The organism is Thermosipho atlanticus DSM 15807 (assembly GCF_900129985.1).
In the GTDB taxonomy this organism is placed as follows: domain Bacteria; phylum Thermotogota; class Thermotogae; order Thermotogales; family Fervidobacteriaceae; genus Thermosipho_A; species Thermosipho_A atlanticus.
The window spans coordinates 426,933-449,026 of the sequence record NZ_FQXN01000001.1 but is presented as its reverse complement, the minus strand read 5'-3'; the positions used below and the strand labels follow the sequence as shown (position 1 = coordinate 449,026).

Genomic DNA, 22,094 nt, shown 5'->3' with positions numbered 1-22,094 from the left:
AGAATTAATAGCTCAATTGAAAAAAGCTCTAAAAGAAAATAGATTAGAAGTAAGACTTAAACACTTTGCAAAATACAAAGTATTAATAATAGATGAAATAGGATATTTACCAATAGATAAAGATGGAGCAAATATATTCTTCCAACTAATCTCAAAAAGATATGAAAAACATTCAACAATAATAACAACCAATACTCCGTTCTCAGAATGGAGCGAGATATTTGGTTCTCCTGTACTATCTCAAGCAATATTAGATAGACTATTACACCATTCCCACGTAATCTTAATTAAAGGAAAATCTTATAGATTAAAGGAAAAACTTGAATTTTTCTCTAATTCTTCTAAACAACAATAATCCTTTTTTTGTACATTTTTATTTTCCCTTTTTTATACATTTTTATGTTGACTTTTACACTTACCAAATATAAAAACATACTTCCTGCCATTTTCTTCCAAAACTTTATAGCCTTTAACATGCAAACCAAGTAAGTAATTAAATGTCTCAACCAAATCAACATTAACTGTTTTTGGTTGATAGTTTTCTATAATTTTTAATTTGTAATTAAATGGATCTTTCATATCATCAATATTAAGAAATGTTTTACTGCTTTTTGTTTCCCATTCAAACATGTATTTGACAAAGTAATCAGAAAATTCGTAAAGTGTTTCCTGTGCTTCTTCAAACTCAATGTTTTCCAAAGCATCTTCGTATTGTTCTAATGTATGGTATTTGAAGAAAATACCGATCCCATCTGTATCTTGAGGTTTTCCCTCTTTCCAGTTAAAAGAATATGCTACTTTCTTTATTCTTGGAATAATAACAGTGTCAAAATAATCTGCCATTTCCACAAGAATGAATTTTCTTTTTCCACCATCTTCTTTGTTCAGTTTCATAATTGCATGAGCGGTTGTTCCTGAACCTGCGAAGAAGTCAAGGATATAATTTGAAGGTATTAAATTACAAAAATCAGAAACTGTGAAAACACTCTTTGGCGTATTTTTTGATACATCTATGTTTTTATTCCAGATTAAATGTTTGAGTGATTCAGTTCCATATTCTGGGTTTGAATACTTTGGATCAATCCATATCGTTTTTGGAGTTTTTACATTAATAGGAGGAGTATATATATTTCCATTTATTATTTTGTAGAAATCTTTTTCTCTTTTCACCCTTTCAAACTCTCTTTGCCAAACTAAATATTCTCCCGAATTGCTCATAGGAAGAATAACATCGTATCCTTGTTTAGAGTATTTATCAACAATTGTTTTTAAAAAATCATCATTAAACTGTTTTTTTTCTTTGTCATAAATTTTAGAATATTCTTCATCAGTTATCATAAAAATTTTTCCTTCCTTCAAAAGGATTGGATAAAATCTTAAAGGTCTGTCCTCTCTTCTTGAATTCGTTCCTGTTCTTTTCAAATTTGTCCATTTACCTTCTTTAGATATTCCCAAATCAGGCGTTTTCTCTATATTCTTAGCATAAATAAGGTTATACTCCGAAGTTAATGATAATTTACGATCAACTCTTCCTTGAGGATTTGCCAAAACAATTATTGTTCCAATTCTATTTTTTTTATTAAATATCTGATCACATAAATTCATCAAATACCTTACTTCTGTCTCATCAATTGCTGAAATAAAAATTCCATTTTCAGAAATAAATTTTCTTGCCAAATAAATTCTATTTTCCATCAAAGTCAGCCATGTGGAATGTTTATATCCGTTTTTATATAAGATTTCAGATGTTTTTGTATTAAACGGCGGATCAATATAAATCGTCTGCACTTTCTCGTAGTATTTGTTCAAAAGCAAATTCAAAGCATGAAAGTTTTCACTTTTGATTAAAACTCCATCTAAAATCTCATCTAAATCATTATTTTTACTCAAAGAAACTAACAATTTCCACTTAAATTCTTCATCAAAGTATTTTGTATCTATTGGCAATTTCTTCCATTCTTTTCCGTTTAATTGCAACTGCCCATTATTTAGAATTAAGTCATCTTTTCCCTTAATATCTATCCCAAACAATTCTTTCCACTCTTTTAATTGCTTTTCATTGTTTAAAATCTCATCTAAAATACTTTCTAGGAACTCTTCTCCCGCATACTCTTTAATCTTATCCAAAGTAATTACATAATGTGTATCAATAACAAACTTCTTTTTCTCCCATAACTTCTTCTGGAAGTTTTCAATCTGTGCCAAAAACTCAATTATCTTTAAAGCAATGTTTCTGAAAGCTCTAACTCCGATTAGATAAAGCCTTAATTTGTCAAAATACCCGCTTTCCTCCAAAACCTGCAAATCTTCTAATTGTAAAAACTCATTTTTGATGTAGAAATCTAATTCCCTTTCTAAAAATCCTTTCAAATCTTTATGAATAAAATAATCAGTTGTGTTTCTTCTTGTATATCTGTAAAGATGTTTTTCTATTAAAGTTTTCTCGCCTTCTCTTTCAAAAATCAATCTCGTCAAAATGTTTTGTTGAGTTTTGTTGTCTAAGATTCTTACAATCTCTTCATTTATTCTATCTTGAGACACTGTTTGACCTTGTTTATATTTCTCTGTTTCTTCATTATTTAAAGTTCTATATTCGAAATAAATATTTAATTTTTTATTTTTTTCATCAAAATCAAATATTTTTTCATTCAAAACAAAAAATTTCTTTTCCTGGGATTTTATATTTGCTTTTTCTTCTTCTGCCTCAACAACCTTAAAATTGACAGTTAGTCCTTTAACCTTGAATGTATATTTTCTAAAATATTCCGTGGTTTTTATGTAATACTGATCCTTGTTTGTCCAATAGAGTAGAACTTCTTCTCCGTTATAAGGAACCACGTACTTTTCGTTTTTTCCATACCTTCTTTTACTTATAAAATCTCCTTTGTCGTAATATCTGGAAAAGAAATTGATTATATGGTTGTAAATTTGCCTTTCTAAATCTTCTGAAATTTCCATATTTTCTAATTGTTTTTTCTTCTCGTAATATTTCTTTGCTAAAGGAGTATTTTTAAAATTCTCATTTAATTCACCATTTTCAAAAGCATCTTCACCAAGCGTTATCTTTATTTCCTGTTTTGTTTTTTCAAATTCTTCTTTTATTTTTTGACTTTCCTCTTCTCCAAGTAATTGGAGCTGTTTCTGAATTTCTTCTATTAAATCCTTGTTAATGAAGTTTTCAATTTCTCTCCTTTTGTAATTCGTTAATCGATAAATTCCAAAATCTAAATCTTCACTCTCAAATCGAAATAATTCTCTGAGTTTTTCTCTCAACTTTTCTTTTAATTTTTCACTCTCCATCTCCTACACTCCTTATATTTTTATTTTTTACAATAATGATAATTTTTCACTATTCCTTGAAAATTTAATTTCTTCTATACTTTAAGACAAAACTATATAACATAAAGTGAATCGTATATGCAATAACTACTCCGTTATTATTTTATCAAATAATTCATACCTTAAGTTGTCAATTATGAAAATAAATTAAAAAAAATTCATTTTTGCATATTATTCAAACATCATGTTTATTCGAATAAACAATCTCACCATCTTTAAAAATAATAAGTTCTCCTGGGTAAAATTTTTCCTATTTTTCGTCTGTTAATACTTTTGTTGCTATTACATATCCTGTTACTCCTGGCTTCTTTTCTTTTAAAAGATCTATTGAAAAATCTTCATCTACCAATTTTACCCTGCTAAACGGTGGACTTCTCTGAACATAATAAAGGCCGCTATACCCTTTCTCATCAAAATAACAGAACAAATAATCTCCATCAGAAAATATACAGTTGAACCTACTTAATTGGTTTATTTCTATAAGTTTTTTCTAAAAGACACTGGAAATCTCCCTTTTCCTAACTTTTTATATTTCTTTCATCAATTTGGTCAAGTAAATAACAAATTAGTTTTAAACTTTCAAAATCAAATATATTACCATAAGAATAAAATGCTATTTCCCATCCACAATGTTTGGCCTTACTAGATAATTAAAAGACATTTCCAAAAGTTGACACAAACTATTCCTTCCCCTACTTTTAAACATTTACTTTAATATTTTTATTGTCTATGCTATAAATCTTTATCAAACTATCATCAATGTCATTAAAGGGTATATTATCAACAAATAAAAATCCCTCTATTTGTATTTGTTTGTTTTTATAGATATATTCGTTGTCTTTATATTTTATAAAATGTATATATTCAAGAAGTTGTCGTACCCCTTCAAGCATATAATCTTGATCAGTAGTATATTTAACTTCACCAATTATAATTTTCTTAATTTCACCCGTTTTATTATCTCTTATTTCTAATAATATGTCAGGTCTTCCATTCCACAGGTTATTTTCTTTTCTAATTCCAAATAGTTCTTTCCTAATTTTCGAAAATTCATTTATCACACTTGTAAGTCTTGTTATATATTCATTTTTATTTATTAAATCTTTCACCTCGTCTAAATAAATATTGAAAAATAATTCAGAAGAGCCTGTGCTATTGTGATATATAGTATAGGTAAAATTTTCATCTTCCCAAGTTGCTACCTTATTATTCTTATCATCCATTATATACATTTTGTAATTACTTGCATTGCTTTTAATAATTTTTACTATCCAATAAAGTTCAAAAAGCGTATTCTCATCTGCTATTTCAATAAATGTTTTTTCAAATACACTTTTCAACTCATCTATAGGAACTTTTAAATTTACTATTTCATAATATTTTTTTAAAAGTTTTGCTGCTTTAGCATAGAGAATATTTCTATTTTTTGATACATCTTCTAGCATTCTTTCTGTAATTTTTATATCTTCAAGATTAATTCTATTCATGTATATGTTTTTTTCGTAAATATTTTTAACAGTACCATTAATAATTTTCCCATCTCTATACCATTCGTAATTTGTAAACCTTTCCATTTTTATTTCTTCAAAAATTATTTTGTAAACTGTCTCTAAAAACTTTTTCAAAATTATATTTTCTTTTGTATTGTAATATTTATTTCTTTCATTTTTACAATATAAAGTTCTATCCTTATAATTTCTCTTAAGCCTTTCCTTTATTGTATCTTGCCAATCGATTTGGCCTTTAACACCTTCATAGGAGTATTCTTTACTAACATTAGTGGACACTCTTAACTTTCTGATTAGCTCTGGAAGTGAAAAAATGTATTCTCTTACATCTTTTAAAAGAATATAATGTATTTTAAGTAAATCTTGAAGGTTTTCTATATTAAGATTTAAAACCTTCAAAAAACTATTTACAGAAATTGTTCCAGACTTTAAATAATTAATCAAATCAGAACCAATTTCTTTAACTAATAATTCTTTTGGAGTTTTCATCTGCTCACTCCATACTAATACCAAAAAAATCTTTAATAAACTCAGTTAAAACATCTTTTTGATTGGAAAATTCTCCAATACTAGATTTAACAAGCTCACTTACAAAATTTTTGATTTTAGTCTCTGACAATCCTTCAAACTGGGGTAAAACATATAAAACTAATGCTGAAGTGTAATCACCACCGTTTTCCACATATTCAGCGATATCTCTTATAACAGCAGGACCAATTAACCTATATTTATTAACTATATTCCAAATTTCAGCAAGACTATCTCTTAATCCTACACTTTTTTTGATATCCCATTTTTCCAAATAGTTTTCCAACACATCACTATTTATATTTTTAGGAACACCAATGTAAACAAAAGCAAAACGTCTCATAAAAGCGTAACTTAATTCATATAACGAAGTTTTATCGTAAGTATTCATAGTACCAATAATTCTAAAATCTTTTGGAAGAACATATATGTTATCGTTTTCTATAATAATGTTTCCATCAGTTTCTGGAACAATTTTTATATTATCTCCAGATCTTGATTTAAAACTCAAAACTACCTGATCACCAGTTAAAACCGAAAGTAATGGTCCAAAAGCTTTATCAATATCTGCTCTATTTATTTCATCTATAATTAGCCACTTTAATTCTTTATGATTTTTGTTCATTAATGTTTTTAAAAATATGCCCTCTTCAAAATACAAAGTTCCATCTGGATTAGGTTTATAACCACCTATTGTGTCAAAAGTTGACCAATCAGATAATGCAGTTGTGAACTCATAACTTATCCCCAAACTTTCACAAATTTCTTTTGCAAGTTTTGATTTTCCAGTTCCCGGAGGACCAACTAAAATAATATGTTTTCCAGATTTTAAGGATATTAAAATTTGACTTACTAGTAATTCACTATTTTCAAAATATAAGTTCTTTATACTAAACTTGTTCCAATCTATTTGTGAAATTATCCCACTAGTACTAACAATTTTATCTTTTGTTTCTAATCCTTTATAACTGGAGGAGTTAATTACTTTTGAAGAATCTAACCCGTTAATTTCAAGGAATTTTGGGAAAATTTCTTTATATTTGTTTAGCAAAACATTTAAACTTAATTCATCTGCTGAAGTTTTGTGTTCCACATCATCGAAATATCCTTGGGACTTTTTTCCTTTCCTTACATCCCAACCTAGTATAAGGCCATACTCTATCTTTTCAGGAAATACAATTAAAAAAAGCTGTGCAGATTTTTTATGACTAGCCTTTTCTTCTGGAAATAAAGCAACCCAACATTCGTCTTTTCCAAAATTTTGTGCTCCATAAAAATCCACAATATGAGTCTTTAATTTCAAATTTCTATCGATATTTTCAGCTACTAGACTTTTTAGAATTCCGGCAATATTTTTTAGAATTATTTTTATCCTTTTTTTGTATTTTTCATAATATAAAGGAAAAAGAATCCTAAAATTATTCCAAACTACTAATATATCCTTATCGTACAAATTACTTATTGCTTCTTTAATTTCTTCAAGTTTTTCAACTGTTAATTTTTTATTATTAATCAACAATTCTATTATTTTAGCTCTAATTAAATTTACCTTCTCACTATCAGTATATTTTTCATAAAGATATTCTAAATAGCCTTTATCTAAATTATTCAAATAATTCATAAATAAATCGATATCATTTTCAAATTTATACAATAATTTAGATTTTTCATGCAAATACTTGAGATTTAATTTAAATAATAATTCTTGATAATCACTTGAAAAAACACAATAAATAAAATCTTGAATATCTAAGATATTTGGATTTTTCAAATACCCTTTTTCTACAAAATAATCTTTAAGCAAATTACAAGTCTGAAAATATGAAAAATACTTTTCGATAGTATTTTCAAAATTCCATTCAATATTGAAAAAATTCAACAGATTTTTAAATATTTCATCTTTGTATAACGGATATTTTTCATAATCAAAACTTGCTAGAAGATAACCTATTAATGGTGTCCCCAATCGAAAATTTGGCTTAACTTCTTTTATAATCTGCTCAAATTCCTTTAACTTTTCAATTAAAACAAAGCTTCCGTCATATAATACGTTCAAAGCATTTGCCATAGTTTCAGGAAAACTTCTAGTAATTTTTAAAAGATTGTCTATTTCTATCCAATGAACAAAGCTTCCTTTAGATGGATTAGAATTTTTTAACCTTTCAATTACTTCATTTACATTATCTGAATTTATCTCAATTTTTTTAAAAAAACTATTTAATTCTGAAAGAATTTCTTTTTTATATTGCTCATTGTAAATATTAGTATTTTTAAATTTTTTGTATTCATCAATTGCAATATCAAAGTAATTATCTTCTTGCCAAAATTTTCTTAGTTTCTCTATATTCACTATTTCACCTCTCTTTGACTATTCACGGGATTTGTTCTTTAACAATATTATACCTAAAAATTACATAATTTTAAAAATCTGCCTTTTTCAAGATTAAGAAAGTCCTCAGCAACTGCCCAGTGTATAAGTAACAAGTTAATGAGTAGTAAAAACACTTAAAAACACAAGGAATTATCATAATGCAAATGACTTAGACTCCTCAACAAAAACAACTTATTAGAACAAAACGTAGATATGTTATGTGTATTTCATAATAACGTATTGTACAAAAATTGTAAACAAAGTTGATTGGTTAAAAAACCAACAAATCAAGAATATACAATAATATGATTTGATGAAGAAATAAGTCTTTCATAATTATTAAATCTTAACTATCTGGAACATTTGTTGAAAGAGGACAAAATAAAACAATAAACAAACTTAATCTTGATTCTTAACACATTATTTTCCACCACAAGGAATTTTCAAAATTATATTCACAATCAAATAAGTTGTTACTAGATATAAAAAAAAATGAAAAAATAATTAAACATAATTTTTATGTTATAATCATCAATAAGAGGCTTGGAGAGCTTGGAGAGGCCGTTTACCTGTAGAAGGTAAATGGCCATTTATTTTTACATAACCTTATAGAAAATTTATCCTTAAAAAAGGGGGGATTTTCATGGAAGTAAATAGGAAAAACACAGGGAAAAAACTTATTATGGTCTCATTAATTCTTATAATCTTAGGAAGTTTTTTAGCTCAAATGTTTAACACCTCATTTTATAATGTTAAAGTTACTCGTATAAAGTTCGATACAGAAAATGGCACACTCTCTGGTTTGCTTTACATGCCGAAAGATGCAAATTCCAGTAATCCTAAACCCACTATAATTACAACACACGGTTACTTAAATTCTGCTGAAATGCAAGATGCTGCAGCAATTGAAATGTCTAGAAGAGGTTTTGTAGTTCTTGCACTCGACATGTACGAACATGGACATTCTTTGTACGGGAAAGAATATAATGCTTCTGGTGCATTTTTTACTTTTTGGCCAGTAAGTTTATATGATGCTGTGCAATATATGTACAAACAAGATTATGTCCTGAAGGACGAGAATGGAAATGGAATTATAGGTGTAGCAGGACATTCTATGGGTGGTTTTTCAACTACTATGGCAATTGTAAAAGATGAACAAGATTTTGCACAAACTGGTATTAGAAAAATATATGCTGGATTACCAATGGCTTCAGACTATAGCATTTCAAGTTATATTGGAGTAACGGCTGATGTAGCATTTCAAGCATATGGACCTAGACCAATCGGAATCGTAGCTGCACATTATGATGACTTTTTCTTTGATCCAGAGGCTTGGAAAACTGGTGAAACAGTTGTCTTTAAAGATTATGTTAAAACAGCTGAAGGGAAAGCATTTCTAGGTAATCCTCCTGAGCCAAAGCAAGATACTTTTTACACTTTAAAAAATGGAGCTTTAAGAGTAATTTTCGAACCATATGAAATTCATCCATGGAATCATTTCTCTTACACTACTACAGGACATCAGATTGAATTTTATTCACGTGCATTTGCAAAATATACCGATTTATTAAATCTTGATTTACCCAAAACAAATCAAATTTGGTTTTTAAAAGAATATTCTGAATTTCTTGGACTTATTGGTTTCTTTATGTTACCAGTTGCATTAATTTTGCTACTTATGAACTTACCATTTTTCTCTTTGCTAAAAACCAAACCAGTTGAAACTTTTAAAGGCAAGTTTTCAAAAAAATCAGGAGCAATTTTATGGATTTTAACCATATTTGCTATGTCATTTCCTGCACTATTCTTTCCAACGTTGATGGACAAAAAAGGAGTTGGCATGGATATTCTGAAATATTCTTCAATAACATTAATGATTGCTTCGGCAATAATTGGAATAATTGTTGCTTTAAGAAGAAAAGAAAAAGCTAAATCTACAATCCTGGGAACAATTTTAATAGTTTTAGCAAATCTAAGTTTGTTATTAACTATTATTTACTCAAATAAAATGTTCAAATTAAGCAGTTATTTTAATCAACCAACAACTAATCAAATTCTTTATTGGGCAATTGTAGTTGCTGAGGTAGTATTAATAATAGAATTAATAAACTATTTCACCATAAAAAAACCGGCAGGAGCAAGTTCTAAGCACTATGGATTCTTGGTAAACCCAAAATCAATTATTGTTTCACTGATTACTGTAAGCATTGCAGTTTTCTTATCATATTTAGTCCTTTATATTGTAGATTTTATTTTCAAGACTGATTTTAGGATATGGACCTGGGCAATAAAAACATTTGAAACTTGGCATCTAAGTGCTGCACTTAGATATATTCCGCTTTATTTTATATTCTACTTTGTTATGACAATAGTAGTAAATGCTCTTTCCAATCAATTTAAAGGATGGAAAGGATATTTGTTAGCTTTTACTCAAATGTTTGGGGGACTAGTAGTCTATTTATCACTTCACTATGGATTCCTCTTTGCAACGGGAAGAGCCTTTTACCCAGACCAATCATTAACAAGTATATTGTTATTTGCACTTATTCCAACTTTATTAGTTGCAACAGTATATATGAAATATTTATTTAAAAAAACTGGAAATGTATATACTGCTGCTTTCCTAAATGCTATCTTAATGACGATGATTATGGCAGCCAATACTATTACATATGTTAGTTTGAAGTGATTTTATAATTTAATATTACTAAGATTAGCAGTGACCATCAGACTCTGAAAATAACGGAAGAACCATATGCCAACATAAAGCGGCATATGGTCTTCTTATTTTAGAAATGTAAACATAGTTACAAATAACAAAACAAACCAACTAAGGAGAAAGACGTAAAAAACAAAGTCAATTAGAAAACGAAATTAGAAAATTAATAGAATCAATTGTGAGAAATTCTGAAGCTTACATTGTAAAAGACATTCAATAGATATTCTGATATTTAATTAAAATGTTATTTATGCTTTTTAAAATATTTCATTCTTAATTCATATCAATAATATTTATTAGTACGGTATTTATAAGAAAGGTAACAACATGAAAATGCTTAGATTATATATTTTCACGATATAAAAACTACAATTCTTTAGTAATTAATAAGAAAAGTTTGAAATACAAAAAGATGCTGCCTTCAAATTTTTACATTCAATGTAATCAAATATTTAGTTGAGCAATGGTTAAAAAACACAAAAACAAAGTTTAAAGTAAAATGTGATATAATTTTTAATGTGAAAATTTATTCAAGAAATTTATAATGACTGTTATTTAAAACAACTATTTACCAAGAAAAATACTGCACAAAAATATTATGTTACATAAAATCAATGGCACTTTTCTATAAATAATAACTATAGAGTTTAAGTTGTGGCGTATAATATTTGTGAAAAACATCTCAAATAGATTTAAGTTATAAGTTAATTAAATTAAGGAGGGTTAAGTATGGAGAAAATAAAAGTAGAAATATGTGTGGGAACTATGTGTCATATAATGGGGTCTCATGCATTAGTTGAAGTGATAGAAAATTTACCTGATAAAATCAAGAACAAACTCGACTATAAATTTAGTCCCTGTTTTAATGTTTGTAATGAGGCTAAAACGCCTCCGGTTGTAAAGATAAATGGAAATTATTACGAAAATGTTACGCCTAAAATGCTAGATCAATTAATTAGAGATATTATCTGAAAGGAGGTAATTTTTTGAGGAAGCTTGTATTGAATAATGTAATTAAACTTAGGCGTAAACTGTATTATGAATTAGTGAAATCCTATAAAAACAAGAAGCTAAAAACATCACTTGCTAAGTTCCCTAAACGTTTTGTAACCGAAAAAAACTTTGAAAACAAGGTTTTAATGTTCTACGAGAGAGAAATAGTAAAAGAACACATAAAATTCATTTTAGGATTAGACTATTCAAAGTCTGAGGATTTAGAACTTTTTGAAATAGTACCATATGTAGATACAATAATAGAAGGTACTTCAGAATTATTGGAAACGGATAAGTTTATAAATGCTATAGAAGAAATCTGTAGTGAATGTCCAGGAGGAAAGTACTATGTGACAGATTTATGCAGGAATTGTCTGGCACATTCATGTATGAGTGTTTGTCCTAAAAGTGCTATATCAATTATTGATAATAGAGCTAAAATTGATTATAGTAAGTGCGTTAATTGTGGATTATGTTCATCTGCGTGCCCTTACCACGCTATAACAAAATTAGAAAGACCATGTGAATCTTCCTGTGCTCCTAAAGCAATTTCAACCACACAAGAGAGATACATGGATATATTATACGAAAAGTGTACATATTGTGGGGCATGTTATATTGCTTGTCCCTTTGGCGCAATTAAAACCCCCTCTCAAATATTACAGGTAACACACAAGTTATTAAACAATGACAGGATAATTGCCATTTATGCTCCTTCAGCTGTTTCGCAATTTGGAAGCAAAGTTACCGTCGCACAATTTAAGGCAGCACTTAAAAAATTAGGTTTCTTTGAAGTATTTGAGGTTGCCGAAGGAGCAGACATGGTAGCAAGAGAAGAAGCAAAGCATTTTGCTGAAACTCGGGAACTAATGTTAACTTCATGTTGTCCTGCTTTCGTCCAGCTTGTTAAAAAACTTTTCCCAGAGTTTTCCAAAAATATTTCTCCAATTCCGTCACCAATGGTTATGTTATCACAAAAAATTTTGAAAAAATACCCTGATTATGAAATAGTATTTATAGGTCCATGTATAGCCAAAAAGCTGGAAGCTAAAAAAAATGGGATACCACATTATGTACTCACATTTGAAGAAATAGGGGCTCTTTTTGCCGCATTTGAGATAGAACCTATGCTTCTTGAAGAAGAAAGTATTGAAGGACCATCGTCATATGGCTGGAATTTTGCCTCTACAGGAGGAGTCGCTAACGCTGTTAAGTATTATCTTAAAAAAGAAGGTTTTTCTGATTTAGCAGAAAATATAAAAATCGTTTCAGCAAACGGCTTATCCGAGTGTATGAAAACTCTTAAAGAAATAAAGTCGGGAAAAATACAAGTTGAAATATTTGAAGGGATGGCATGTGATGGGGGTTGTATAGGCGGGCCAGGTATTTTGGTAGATCCAAGGATTGCATTTAATAATTTAAAAAGAACATTTTCAACTGCAGAAAAAGTATGAAAAATGTTGAGGAATTCACCAAAGTGTTTTCAAATAAAATCAAAAACTTTAAAAGATAAATTAGTATTAAAAGGTAGCTGTTTCATTTGCTCTCGTGCATATTTCTCGATATAACAAACACCATAAATTTACAGCAACACTTAAACAGTAAGACAAAAGGTTCTGTTAAGAAATTTCTGTAAAAATAACTTTGTACTCTAAAACAGATTAATAATCCATATCCAAGTATCTCCTTTAAAGTAACCATTCTTTCCTAATATCAAGCAAAATTGCTACAGTTAACCTTAAAAATGCCCCATCATTTGGAAAAGCTCCTACTGCTTTAGTACGTTTTTTTAGATCTTTGTTTATTCGTCCCAACATATTCGTAGTTTCCCCAAAAGAGTTCATCTTCAACGTCGGCTATCATTGTGACTTTTTCAATTCCAATTTTCCTAATCTTATGTTCAAGCTTCTTTTTCTGTAACCATAACTGTGTTTAAAAATTTTATTTTACACTGCCAGTAATCCTTTTATCCCCTTAAATATTCCCCTTCATTTGCCCCAAACCATAATATTAAAATGTCAATAGTTTACAACATATCCGGCTTTATTTGGATAAAATTCTAATGCTTCTTCCTACTTTCTCAAATATTTGGCTGAAAGATATAGAAGAGATTCTTTATTTTTATATTCTTTTTTGGGAGGTTTTCCTTATTACCACCTCACCAATCTATTGGTCAATTATTGGTCAATCCTTAGTCAATTTAGTCAATTCGTAGGCAACACCTGCACCAGCTTTTCCAATCTTCACAAACACTCCGTTTTCTACAAGCTGCTTTAAATCTATGGTTACCATCTGTCGAGATATCCCTGTTAACTTCTGATATTCCCTATTCGTTATTCTTCCTTTTTCTTTCACATACATAACAGCTTTTATCTGCCTCTCATTTAGGCCAAGTTCTTTCAAATACTCCTCTGTGTAAATGTCTTTTCTGAAATAAACAGAAAATCCACCCATTTCCTCTTTAAATTCAGGTACTGGAAGTCCTGCTGATTTCATACTTTCTATTATCCTTCCTGTTCCTGAACCCATTTCTTCTATAAAACCAGCAAGATAAAAGATATGTACGATTAAAGGATTTCTTGGAACAGAAGAATGAGGTCCTTTTAACTGTTCGAGTGTAATACCTTCCGGTAACCCACCGATGTTATAAAACCATATATAATCGTCAAAAATCTTTATCTGCGTCTGAACATTCCATCTAAAATAATCTCTGTGAATCAAGGCATTAAGTAGAGCCTCTCTTATCGCCTCTAAAGGATAATCCCATATTTCCTTTCTCACAAGTTTTTTAATCTCATATTTCACATTTATGAAATTTTTAATTACTTCTTCCCCCATTACAACCTGTTTAAAAAGATTCCCATCAATAAATCTATCGCCAATAGGTGTTATCTCGTTTTTCAACCTTATAACTCTCAACACAGCGTTTATGAAATATTTTTGCGGGTCTTTTCCAAATAGTATTATTGCTCCATTTGTCAATCTACCATTTACTGTCAATTTCAAATGTTCAAAAAGAGTTTTTATATCCACATTTTCATCAAATATGGTGAGTCTTCCCTTTGCTTTTGCCATTCTCAAAAACATTCTTACTGTCTCTTCATCAATTTCGTTAAACTCCGCATTCTCATTTATAATAGAATCCCAGTTTGTACCTCTGAGAAGAAATGATCTTAATTTCTCAGGTTTCATTTCTCTTGTTGTGTTTCCCACTCTTTCATAATATCTACCGTTAAAAGAGATAGGGACATTGGATTTAGAAACTTTTATTACCAAAATAGTTTTTGCATTTTCCTCTTTCAGTTCAATTTCGGGATGAATACCCAGTTTGCTGACAATTTTTTCTGTGATTTTCTCAAGATCTCTGTTTGTTATTTTTAGTCCTTTAACTGTACCATTATCTGAGATTCCAACAATCACGACTCCACCGTTCGCATTTGCCATTTCACATATTGCTTTTAGTACGGAATCACCAAATGACTCTTTATATTCTATATTGTGTGTTTCCATCCCTTCACACCTTTCATCCTAAATTATTTTCAAAATCTTCATGTTTACTATTTATTACGTTTTTCAAAAGTATAATTTGACAGGTACTTACAAAGTGTTTTTTTTTTGTTTCTTTTGTTGTTTTCTTGCAAATATATTTTCAATTTTTTGTTAATATATATTTTCTTTTCTTAATTGTTTTAATTTTTTTTGTATCCTTTTAATATTATTATACTATTTTTTATTAGTTTTTTGATACAATTTTTTGTAAGTTTTTGGCAAGAAGTGGAATGTTAAATTAAGCGTTATATTTTATTATTATTCTAAACATATACGAAGGGCCTTCGTATCATTTCCTTTGTTAAAATGACTAAATCAGTACTAATTTGGTCAGTCTTTTGACTAAGTATGGCCCAATTTAGTTAATAGAATAACTATATGCTTAATTCAGGAGACGAAGAACATAGATTTTTCGTCTGTATATAGGCAAAATCCATGGTGGAAAAATAAAGAATCTATATATTTTGACTTGCATATAAGAATACTGGTAACAAAAAACACTGTGTTTAAAAGAGATAACATAATTGCACTTCCAGTTGAGTTGTTTTTGTTGTTTGTATAAATATATAATAAAAAAAACACCCCATGAAAAATAGAGAACAATTAAGTAATTGGGGTGTTTTATATTATAAATGATTATAATATATTTAAAGATTATTCTTTATTTTTAGCTTCAACACAATCAATCTAAGTTTATCTGGCACATCCAATTTATGAGCATTATTTGCAGGTATTATCACCACTGTATTTTTTTCTAACTCTATTTTTTGAGGATTTTTAATGGCTTTTCCTCTATATTCACCTTCTGAAACTTCGACTTCTAATTCTAGTTCTTTTCCAAAATAAAGAACCGCATTTCCATCTAAAACTATATAAACATCAGTAAAATTCAAATGCTTCTCAGGTTCTCCACTAAAATTAACCAATTCCGAAACTTTTAGATAATTTTCTAACGTGATGTTCAACTCTTCATTTAAAAAATCTTCGAAGATATTTTTGTAAATTCTCACTTCATTCATATTTACATCACCTCATAAGAACTTTTTTAATAATTTAACAATATACGTTCCAAAAAAGACAAAAAATATCAATACAATAAAAGCAATTGAAATTGGTCTAGTAAAAAAAGGCATCCAATTACCACCTGTTTTAGTAAGCCCTACTCTTAAATTATCTTCAATCATTGGGCCAAGAATTATACCCAAAATCATCGGTGCTAACGGCACATCTATTTTTTCAAACAGATATCCAATTATTCCAAAAATCAACATTATGTAAATATCAAAATAGCTGTTCCTTATTGCATAAGAACCAATCATTGAGAACATAATAACCGCCGTTAGAACAACTGAAGTTTTCATTTTTAAAAAATAGGTATAAACTCTGATTCCAAAATAACCAACAACAATCAACAAAAATTGAATAAGTATAGCAATGAAAAATAAACCTTTAATAAGCTCTCCGTTTTCCTGAAAAATCAAAGGCCCAGGCCTTAACCCATACATTAACATTGCACCTAATACAATTGCTGTAATTGTATCACCAGGTATTCCAAAAACTAAGGCTGGTATCCAAGTACCCCCAAGTGCTGCATTATTAGCACTTGTAGGTGCAATAACTCCTTCAACAATTCCCGTTCCAAATTCTTCACTTTTCTTTGATGTTTTCTTTTCAACTCCGTAGGCCACCCATGCGGCAATATCTGCACCAGCCCCAGGCAATGCTCCCACAAACGTCCCAATAATTGCTGACTTTATTACTATAAAAAACTTTTTTATCATAATTTTGAAAGCTGCTAAAAGCGAAGGCTTGATCTTTTCATTTATTGCTGGCAATTCCAAATCTTTTTCACTACCCTGAATTCTTTTTAAAACTTCTGAAATCCCAAACAACCCAATCATTGCAGGTATAAAACCTATTCCATCCATTAGTTCAATACTTCCAAAAGTAAAGCGTGGATAACCAGTCGTAACATCTATCCCAATAGTTGCAATTAACAACCCTAATAATGCAGATGATAACCCTTTTATCAAATTTCCTCTACTCAATACAGCACTCATACTTAAACCAAATATACCTAGCCAGAAGTATTCATAATTAGTAAATTTAAGTGCAAATTTTGCAAGAGGGGGAGCAACCAAAATCAGTAATAAAACCCCTATAACCCCACCAGTAGCAGAGCATATTAAATCAAGTGATAATGCCAATGCACCTTTCCCTTTTTTAGACATTTCAAAACCATCTAGAACAGCTGCACCTGAAGCGGGTGTTCCTGGTATCCGAAGAAATGTTGCTGGAATATCCCCAGCAAAAATCGAAGAAAAAGAAGCACCTAAAATCATTGCCAGAGCTGCTAATGGTGGCATATAATAAGTAATAGGAATGATCAACGCCACTGCCATCGTAGCCGTTAACCCAGGCATTCCACCAACAAATATTCCAAAAAACATCGATATCAAAAGTGGCAACAACACATTAGGTTGAAGTGCTGCTAATATATAGTTCATTACCCGTCACCTCTTTTTCATCAAAATGGGAAAAACTTTTGAGGAAATGGTATTAAAAAAACTTTTTCAAAAATCAATACAATAATAGCAGTTAAAATTAACGAATAAAGCATAGATTTTAAAATCTTAACTCCAAATATTGACATCATAACCGTGGCAAAAGCAAATGTTCCAATTTTAAAGCCAACCAGATTAATTAATGGGACATACGTTCCAACACCTATAATCACAGAAACAACTCTTAATAAACCTTTTTTTGTAATATATCTTGCAGAATCTGTTTTAGTTTTCTTCCAATTAATTATCGAATGAATAATAAAATATAGACCAACTACCAACAACAAATATGAAATCAAAAAAGGAAAAAATTTCGGCCCAGGAAGTTTATTACCTCTTACAATAAAATCCGGAAAATTTGAACCATAGATAAATACAAATATACTTATACACACAAGTACTACACCATAACTTAGATTTTTTACTTTCATAACAACCCTCCCAAGTCCCCCCCTTTAAATAAAGGGGGGGAATTAATTACTTGATATAACCTCCTATTTTAAGAACTTCTTTCCAAACTTGATCCTGCTCTTTTACAAAGTTATAAAATTCTTCTGAACCTCTCCATGTCATACCAAATCCATTTTTGTTCATGAATTCTTTAAATTCATCTGACTCATAAATTTTCTTTATAGCTTTTTCTAAAGTTTGAATAATATCCTTAGGAGTACCTTTCGGTACAGCTACCCCTCTCCATGTTCCTGAAGACCAATTTATACCTTGTTCCTTTAAGGTTGGTATATCAGGAAACCTTGGATCACGTGAATCTGCCATAATTGCCAATGCTTTCAATTGCCCCGAGGAAATTTGTGGCCACGCTTCAGGAAGACTACAAGTAATAACATCAACATGCCCACCAAGAAGCTCAACTATTGAAGGGGCTGCTCCTGTTGTTGGAACCCATGTAACATAATCGGGTGAAATATTAACAGCATTCAACATGCCGATTCTTGATAAATCCCAAACAGAACCCGCTCCTGAACCTGAAAATAAATATTTTCCTTTATTCATTGCAATATCAACTAGCAATTCTGTAACACTGTTCCAAGGAGCATCTGCTTTTACAATAACACCTGCAGGATCAGTATTAAGTTGAGCAACATAATCAAAATTCTCATAAGTCAAATTTGTTAAACCTAACCAATGCATTGTAGCAAGTTCTAGAGTAACAAGTGTTAAAGTATATCCATCAGGTTTTGCATAAGCACCTGCAGAATGGCCAACTGCGCCCCCACCACCTGTCTTATTCACTACTACAAATGGTACTCCAAACTCTTTTGATAACTGATCTGCAAGAAATCTTGCTAACCTATCAGTTCCACCGCCTGCACCCCATGGACAAATAATAGTTACAGGTTTGCTTGGATATTTTGCTGCTAATCCCCCAAAAGTAAACACTACTAATAAAACGATCAATAGAAACTTTTTCATTTTAAAACACCTCCTATTTTAAGGTATAGCTCCATAACTTTTTTTCTTTTACTGATTGTTTATGTTTCGAAAACGTGTAAGAATCATCTTAAAAGTTTCTCCTCACTTTTTTCGTACACTTCCAAAAAAAGATCTAAATCCTTCCAAGTAGGAAGAGGTTCTATATCACCCTTCAACGAGACCGCCATTGCTCCAGATGCATTTGCATATCTAAGGCACTTTTCAAAAGAATACCCTCTCAACATAGCAGATAAAAAGGTTCCATCAAAGGAATCACCAGCTCCTAGTTCATCTTCTACTTCTACTGGAAATGAACTATATTCAATATATGTATTTGAATTTACATCAAAACATATTGAACCCTCTTTCCCTTTTTTTACAATAATTAACTCAGCATTTTTTGCAATCTTTCGTAATTCGCTTATACTATTTCTTAAATTTTTGCCAAAAAGAAACGTTAAATCTCCAACCCCCGTAAAAAGCACTTCCGCACTTTCAATAAAAGGTTTTAAAATTTCAAATGCTTTGTTTTTCGTTTTTAAAAGATTTACTCTAATATTTGTGTCGAAAACAACCTTAATTTTCTTTTTGACACATATCTCAATTGCCTTCAAAGCTGCCTTTCTACATCTTTTACTTAAAGCTGGTGTTATTCCACTTAAAAAAAACAAATCTACATCATCAAAAATCTTTGCATCAATATCTTTTTCGGAAATAAAACTTGCCGCTGAATTTTTTCTATAATAAAAAACTTTTGTCTTTCCTGGAATTGGATAACTTCTTTGTACGAAATATATCCCTGTAGGATGTTTAGGATCAACTTTTACAAAACTTGTATCAACACCCTCAGACTTTAAAGTTGAAATAATCATTTCCCCAAATGGATCCAAACCAACGGCAGTAATAAAACTTGTTTGTATTCCCAATCTCTGCATCTGGATTATTACATTTCCTTCAGAACCTGCAACATGCTGTTCAAATAAATGTTGGTACCTCATAGGACCTTTTTCTGTAGGATTCATTTGAATCATAATTTCTCCCATACCCACAACTTTTTTCATACGATCACCTCATAATTTCATAATTTAACGTCTAAGTTTTCAAGTGCAAATTTTATTTTCTTTACTACTTCATCTGATGCTTTTGTAAAAGGTTTTTTTGGAAATCCAGAATCTATTCCTCTTAGTTCAAGCATGGCATGAATTCCAGGAATACTATCTGTAAAATGTTGAATTTGTCTTAAAACATTTACCTTCTCTAGGAGTTTAAAAGCTTTTTCATAATCTTTATTAATTGTAGCTTCATAAAGTTCAACAACAATCTCCGGAAAAACATTCGCAAGTCCACTAATAATTGCCGAAGCTCCAAGTGAAATTGTTGGAATAATAAAAGCTTCCGAACCAGAAACATAAATAAAATCATCAAACCCAACTTCCGATTTCATACGATAAAAATAAGAAAGATCAAACGTGCTATCTTTAATCCCGACTAAACCTATTTCCTTTAACTTTTTAACTGTTTCTATTTCTATTTCAATACCCGTAGTTTTTGGGTTATTGTATATAAACACAGGAATATCTACTTTAGAAACAAATTCATTAAAAAATCTAATTATATTCTCTTGTTTGTATTTGTAATAAAATGGTGAAACAGAGGCTACAGCAGTAGCACCTACAGCTTTTGCATGTACAGTTAATTCAAAGATATCCTCAGGAGAAGTTGCCCCAACATGAACAATAACTGGAATTCTGCCATTCACCTGTTCAACAACTATCTCAAGAGTTTTTTTTCTCTCTTTCAATGTCATTATTGGACCACTTCCATAAGTTCCACAAACAAATAAACCATGAACTTTATTAGTCAAATACTCAATAAAATTTCTAAACTTTGTTTCATCAATTTTTCCTTCTTCATCAAATACTGTAATTATTGCTGGAATTACCCCCCTAATATCATTAAAATTCATGAACACACCTCCTTAGAATTTCAAATGCGAAAAACTTTTTCTCGCAGCAGTTAATTCATTTAAAACTTTTTCTCCACCATTAATAACTAAAATAGTAAAAAGAATATCAATAATAGCCATTTGAATATACCGTGAAATTAAAGCATCTGTGCGCATACTAATTTCCTCAATTTTAACCTCAAAAACTAAATCTGAAATTTTTCCTAATGATGATTCCTTATTACCTGTAATAGCAATTAATTTGGCACCCCGTCGGTGTTCGAGAGGAATAATAACATCTTTCGTTTCTCCAGAATAGGAAATTGCAATTATACAATCATTTTCCTTTAACTTCCTCAAAATTAAAGCATTAAAATGAGAATCTTCAGAAAAAAATATTTCTTTATCAAATACAGAAAATCTAAACGCAGCATATTTAGCAATTGCTGCAGAAGCTCCGTAACCTAAACAAATTATTCTATTAGAAGATGATAAGATTTTTGCTCCTTCTTCTAATAATTTGTCAGTAAATTTTTCCAAATGATCGTGAAAAGCACGAATAGTACTACTAAAAAATTTTTTCTTCACATTATCTACAGAGTCGTTAATATAAATATCTTTATAAGAATGCAAGATTGATTTTCCAGCTAAATCACCGGCAAGTGAAACTTTAAAATCGTGATAACCAGAAAATCCAATATTTCGATAGAATTTAACAACTGTAGATTCACTTTTTAAACCAACAATTCTTGCTAATTCTGAAATTGACATTCTAATCACTTTTTCTGGATTTTTTAATACAAAATCTGCAAGTTTCTTCCCAGCTTTACTCAGACTATTGTAATTTGCTTTAATTTTTTCAAAAGTTGTTAATTGACCTTTGTTCATACTGTCCCTCCTGAGAAAAAATTTTTTTGTTTTGAAAAAAGTATAACTTATCTGACCATTAAAAACCTAATCTGGTTTTCAGCTATTATGTGTTATTATTTACAATTACTCCTCATTATCGTCCAGTTTTAATAAAACGTATAATATTTCAAATATTGCTTCAGAATACAAAATTAAAAAAATTTTTTCTCAAATACCTTGACAAAATTTATATTGTAAATATTTTTAAAAACTGTTAAATCGCATTATTTAGACAATA

Annotated in this window: 16 protein-coding genes and 1 pseudogene; 4 read left to right on the top strand and 13 right to left on the bottom strand. The window is 29.6% G+C overall.

Going from position 1 to position 22,094, the window contains the following annotated elements; genetic code table 11:
- Nucleotides 1–355 (top strand): ATP-binding protein (locus BUB65_RS02290; RefSeq protein WP_200773524.1); only part of this gene is annotated, 355 nt, incomplete at its 5' end.
- Nucleotides 356–387: 32 nt separating this feature from the next.
- On the opposite strand, the gene BUB65_RS02285 is transcribed toward BUB65_RS02290, so the two are convergent.
- The 4 genes from BUB65_RS02285 to BUB65_RS02270 form a co-directional block, all read right to left on the bottom strand.
- Nucleotides 388–3,300, bottom strand: a complete 2,913-nt coding sequence (locus tag BUB65_RS02285) for a site-specific DNA-methyltransferase (protein WP_073071701.1) — start codon at nucleotides 3,298–3,300, stop codon at nucleotides 388–390.
- Nucleotides 3,301–3,589: 289 nt separating this feature from the next.
- Nucleotides 3,590–3,814 carry a class II glutamine amidotransferase gene (locus tag BUB65_RS02280; protein WP_268807470.1) on the bottom strand — a complete coding sequence of 75 codons (225 nt, stop codon included), beginning with the start codon at nucleotides 3,812–3,814 and terminating at the stop codon, nucleotides 3,590–3,592.
- A gap of 223 nt (nucleotides 3,815–4,037) precedes the next feature.
- The gene (locus BUB65_RS02275; protein ID WP_073071699.1) at nucleotides 4,038–5,336 is read right to left on the bottom strand and encodes a hypothetical protein; all 1,299 of its coding nucleotides are present in this window, start codon (nucleotides 5,334–5,336) and stop codon (nucleotides 4,038–4,040) included.
- 4 nt (nucleotides 5,337–5,340) lie between these two features.
- Entirely contained in the window at nucleotides 5,341–7,725 is a 2,385-nt protein-coding gene (locus tag BUB65_RS02270) for an AAA family ATPase (RefSeq protein WP_073071697.1), read from the bottom strand.
- A 664-nt stretch (nucleotides 7,726–8,389) separates the two neighbouring features.
- Between BUB65_RS02270 and BUB65_RS02265 the strand changes: the two genes are divergently transcribed.
- From BUB65_RS02265 to BUB65_RS02255, 3 genes are all read left to right on the top strand, one after another.
- On the top strand, nucleotides 8,390–10,435 hold the full coding sequence (locus BUB65_RS02265) for a serine aminopeptidase domain-containing protein (RefSeq protein ID WP_073071695.1): 2,046 nt from the start codon (nucleotides 8,390–8,392) through the stop codon (nucleotides 10,433–10,435).
- A gap of 759 nt (nucleotides 10,436–11,194) precedes the next feature.
- Complete coding sequence (locus tag BUB65_RS02260) at nucleotides 11,195–11,437, top strand: NAD(P)H-dependent oxidoreductase subunit E (protein ID WP_073071693.1); 243 nt, start codon at nucleotides 11,195–11,197, stop codon at nucleotides 11,435–11,437.
- 14 nt (nucleotides 11,438–11,451) lie between these two features.
- Complete coding sequence (locus tag BUB65_RS02255) at nucleotides 11,452–12,912, top strand: monomeric [FeFe] hydrogenase (RefSeq protein WP_073071691.1); 1,461 nt, start codon at nucleotides 11,452–11,454, stop codon at nucleotides 12,910–12,912.
- 234 nt (nucleotides 12,913–13,146) lie between these two features.
- Here the strand turns inward: BUB65_RS02255 and BUB65_RS02250 are convergent.
- The 9 genes and pseudogenes from BUB65_RS02250 to BUB65_RS02210 form a co-directional block, all read right to left on the bottom strand.
- Nucleotides 13,147–13,287: pseudogene (locus tag BUB65_RS02250) on the bottom strand (transposase); the annotation flags it as partial.
- A 355-nt stretch (nucleotides 13,288–13,642) separates the two neighbouring features.
- Nucleotides 13,643–14,968, bottom strand: a complete 1,326-nt coding sequence (locus BUB65_RS02245; RefSeq protein ID WP_073071689.1) for an ATP-binding protein — start codon at nucleotides 14,966–14,968, stop codon at nucleotides 13,643–13,645.
- A gap of 686 nt (nucleotides 14,969–15,654) precedes the next feature.
- Nucleotides 15,655–16,026 carry a hypothetical protein gene (locus tag BUB65_RS02240; RefSeq protein WP_073071686.1) on the bottom strand — a complete coding sequence of 124 codons (372 nt, stop codon included), beginning with the start codon at nucleotides 16,024–16,026 and terminating at the stop codon, nucleotides 15,655–15,657.
- 12 nt (nucleotides 16,027–16,038) lie between these two features.
- Nucleotides 16,039–17,514 (bottom strand): tripartite tricarboxylate transporter permease, encoded by a 1,476-nt coding sequence (locus tag BUB65_RS02235; RefSeq protein WP_073071684.1) that lies wholly within the window; start codon nucleotides 17,512–17,514, stop codon nucleotides 16,039–16,041.
- Nucleotides 17,515–17,534: 20 nt separating this feature from the next.
- Nucleotides 17,535–18,002 (bottom strand): tripartite tricarboxylate transporter TctB family protein, encoded by a 468-nt coding sequence (locus BUB65_RS02230; RefSeq protein ID WP_073071681.1) that lies wholly within the window; start codon nucleotides 18,000–18,002, stop codon nucleotides 17,535–17,537.
- 46 nt (nucleotides 18,003–18,048) lie between these two features.
- On the bottom strand, nucleotides 18,049–19,002 hold the full coding sequence (locus BUB65_RS02225) for a tripartite tricarboxylate transporter substrate binding protein (protein ID WP_073071679.1): 954 nt from the start codon (nucleotides 19,000–19,002) through the stop codon (nucleotides 18,049–18,051).
- Between the two features lie 83 nt (nucleotides 19,003–19,085).
- Entirely contained in the window at nucleotides 19,086–20,063 is a 978-nt protein-coding gene (locus BUB65_RS02220; protein ID WP_073071676.1) for a sugar kinase, read from the bottom strand.
- 17 nt (nucleotides 20,064–20,080) lie between these two features.
- Entirely contained in the window at nucleotides 20,081–20,968 is an 888-nt protein-coding gene (locus tag BUB65_RS02215) for a dihydrodipicolinate synthase family protein (RefSeq protein WP_073071674.1), read from the bottom strand.
- Between the two features lie 12 nt (nucleotides 20,969–20,980).
- Nucleotides 20,981–21,835 carry a MurR/RpiR family transcriptional regulator gene (locus BUB65_RS02210; RefSeq protein WP_073071672.1) on the bottom strand — a complete coding sequence of 285 codons (855 nt, stop codon included), beginning with the start codon at nucleotides 21,833–21,835 and terminating at the stop codon, nucleotides 20,981–20,983.
- Nucleotides 21,836–22,094 lie beyond the last annotated feature (259 nt).

Excerpts from the sequence above, each read along its gene's own strand:
- BUB65_RS02240 (WP_073071686.1), bottom strand. The coding sequence starts at position 16,026 with ATGAATGAAGTGAGAATTTACAAAAATATCTTCGAAGATTTTTTAAAT.
- BUB65_RS02235 (WP_073071684.1), bottom strand. The coding sequence starts at position 17,514 with ATGAACTATATATTAGCAGCACTTCAACCTAATGTGTTGTTGCCACTT.
- BUB65_RS02285 (WP_073071701.1), bottom strand. The coding sequence starts at position 3,300 with ATGGAGAGTGAAAAATTAAAAGAAAAGTTGAGAGAAAAACTCAGAGAA.
- BUB65_RS02260 (WP_073071693.1), top strand. The coding sequence starts at position 11,195 with ATGGAGAAAATAAAAGTAGAAATATGTGTGGGAACTATGTGTCATATA.
- BUB65_RS02230 (WP_073071681.1), bottom strand. The coding sequence starts at position 18,002 with ATGAAAGTAAAAAATCTAAGTTATGGTGTAGTACTTGTGTGTATAAGT.
- BUB65_RS02245 (WP_073071689.1), bottom strand. The coding sequence starts at position 14,968 with ATGGAAACACACAATATAGAATATAAAGAGTCATTTGGTGATTCCGTA.
- BUB65_RS02210 (WP_073071672.1), bottom strand. The coding sequence starts at position 21,835 with ATGAACAAAGGTCAATTAACAACTTTTGAAAAAATTAAAGCAAATTAC.
- BUB65_RS02225 (WP_073071679.1), bottom strand. The coding sequence starts at position 19,002 with ATGAAAAAGTTTCTATTGATCGTTTTATTAGTAGTGTTTACTTTTGGG.
- BUB65_RS02220 (WP_073071676.1), bottom strand. The coding sequence starts at position 20,063 with ATGAAAAAAGTTGTGGGTATGGGAGAAATTATGATTCAAATGAATCCT.
- BUB65_RS02275 (WP_073071699.1), bottom strand. The coding sequence starts at position 5,336 with ATGAAAACTCCAAAAGAATTATTAGTTAAAGAAATTGGTTCTGATTTG.
- BUB65_RS02215 (WP_073071674.1), bottom strand. The coding sequence starts at position 20,968 with ATGAATTTTAATGATATTAGGGGGGTAATTCCAGCAATAATTACAGTA.
- BUB65_RS02265 (WP_073071695.1), top strand. The coding sequence starts at position 8,390 with ATGGAAGTAAATAGGAAAAACACAGGGAAAAAACTTATTATGGTCTCA.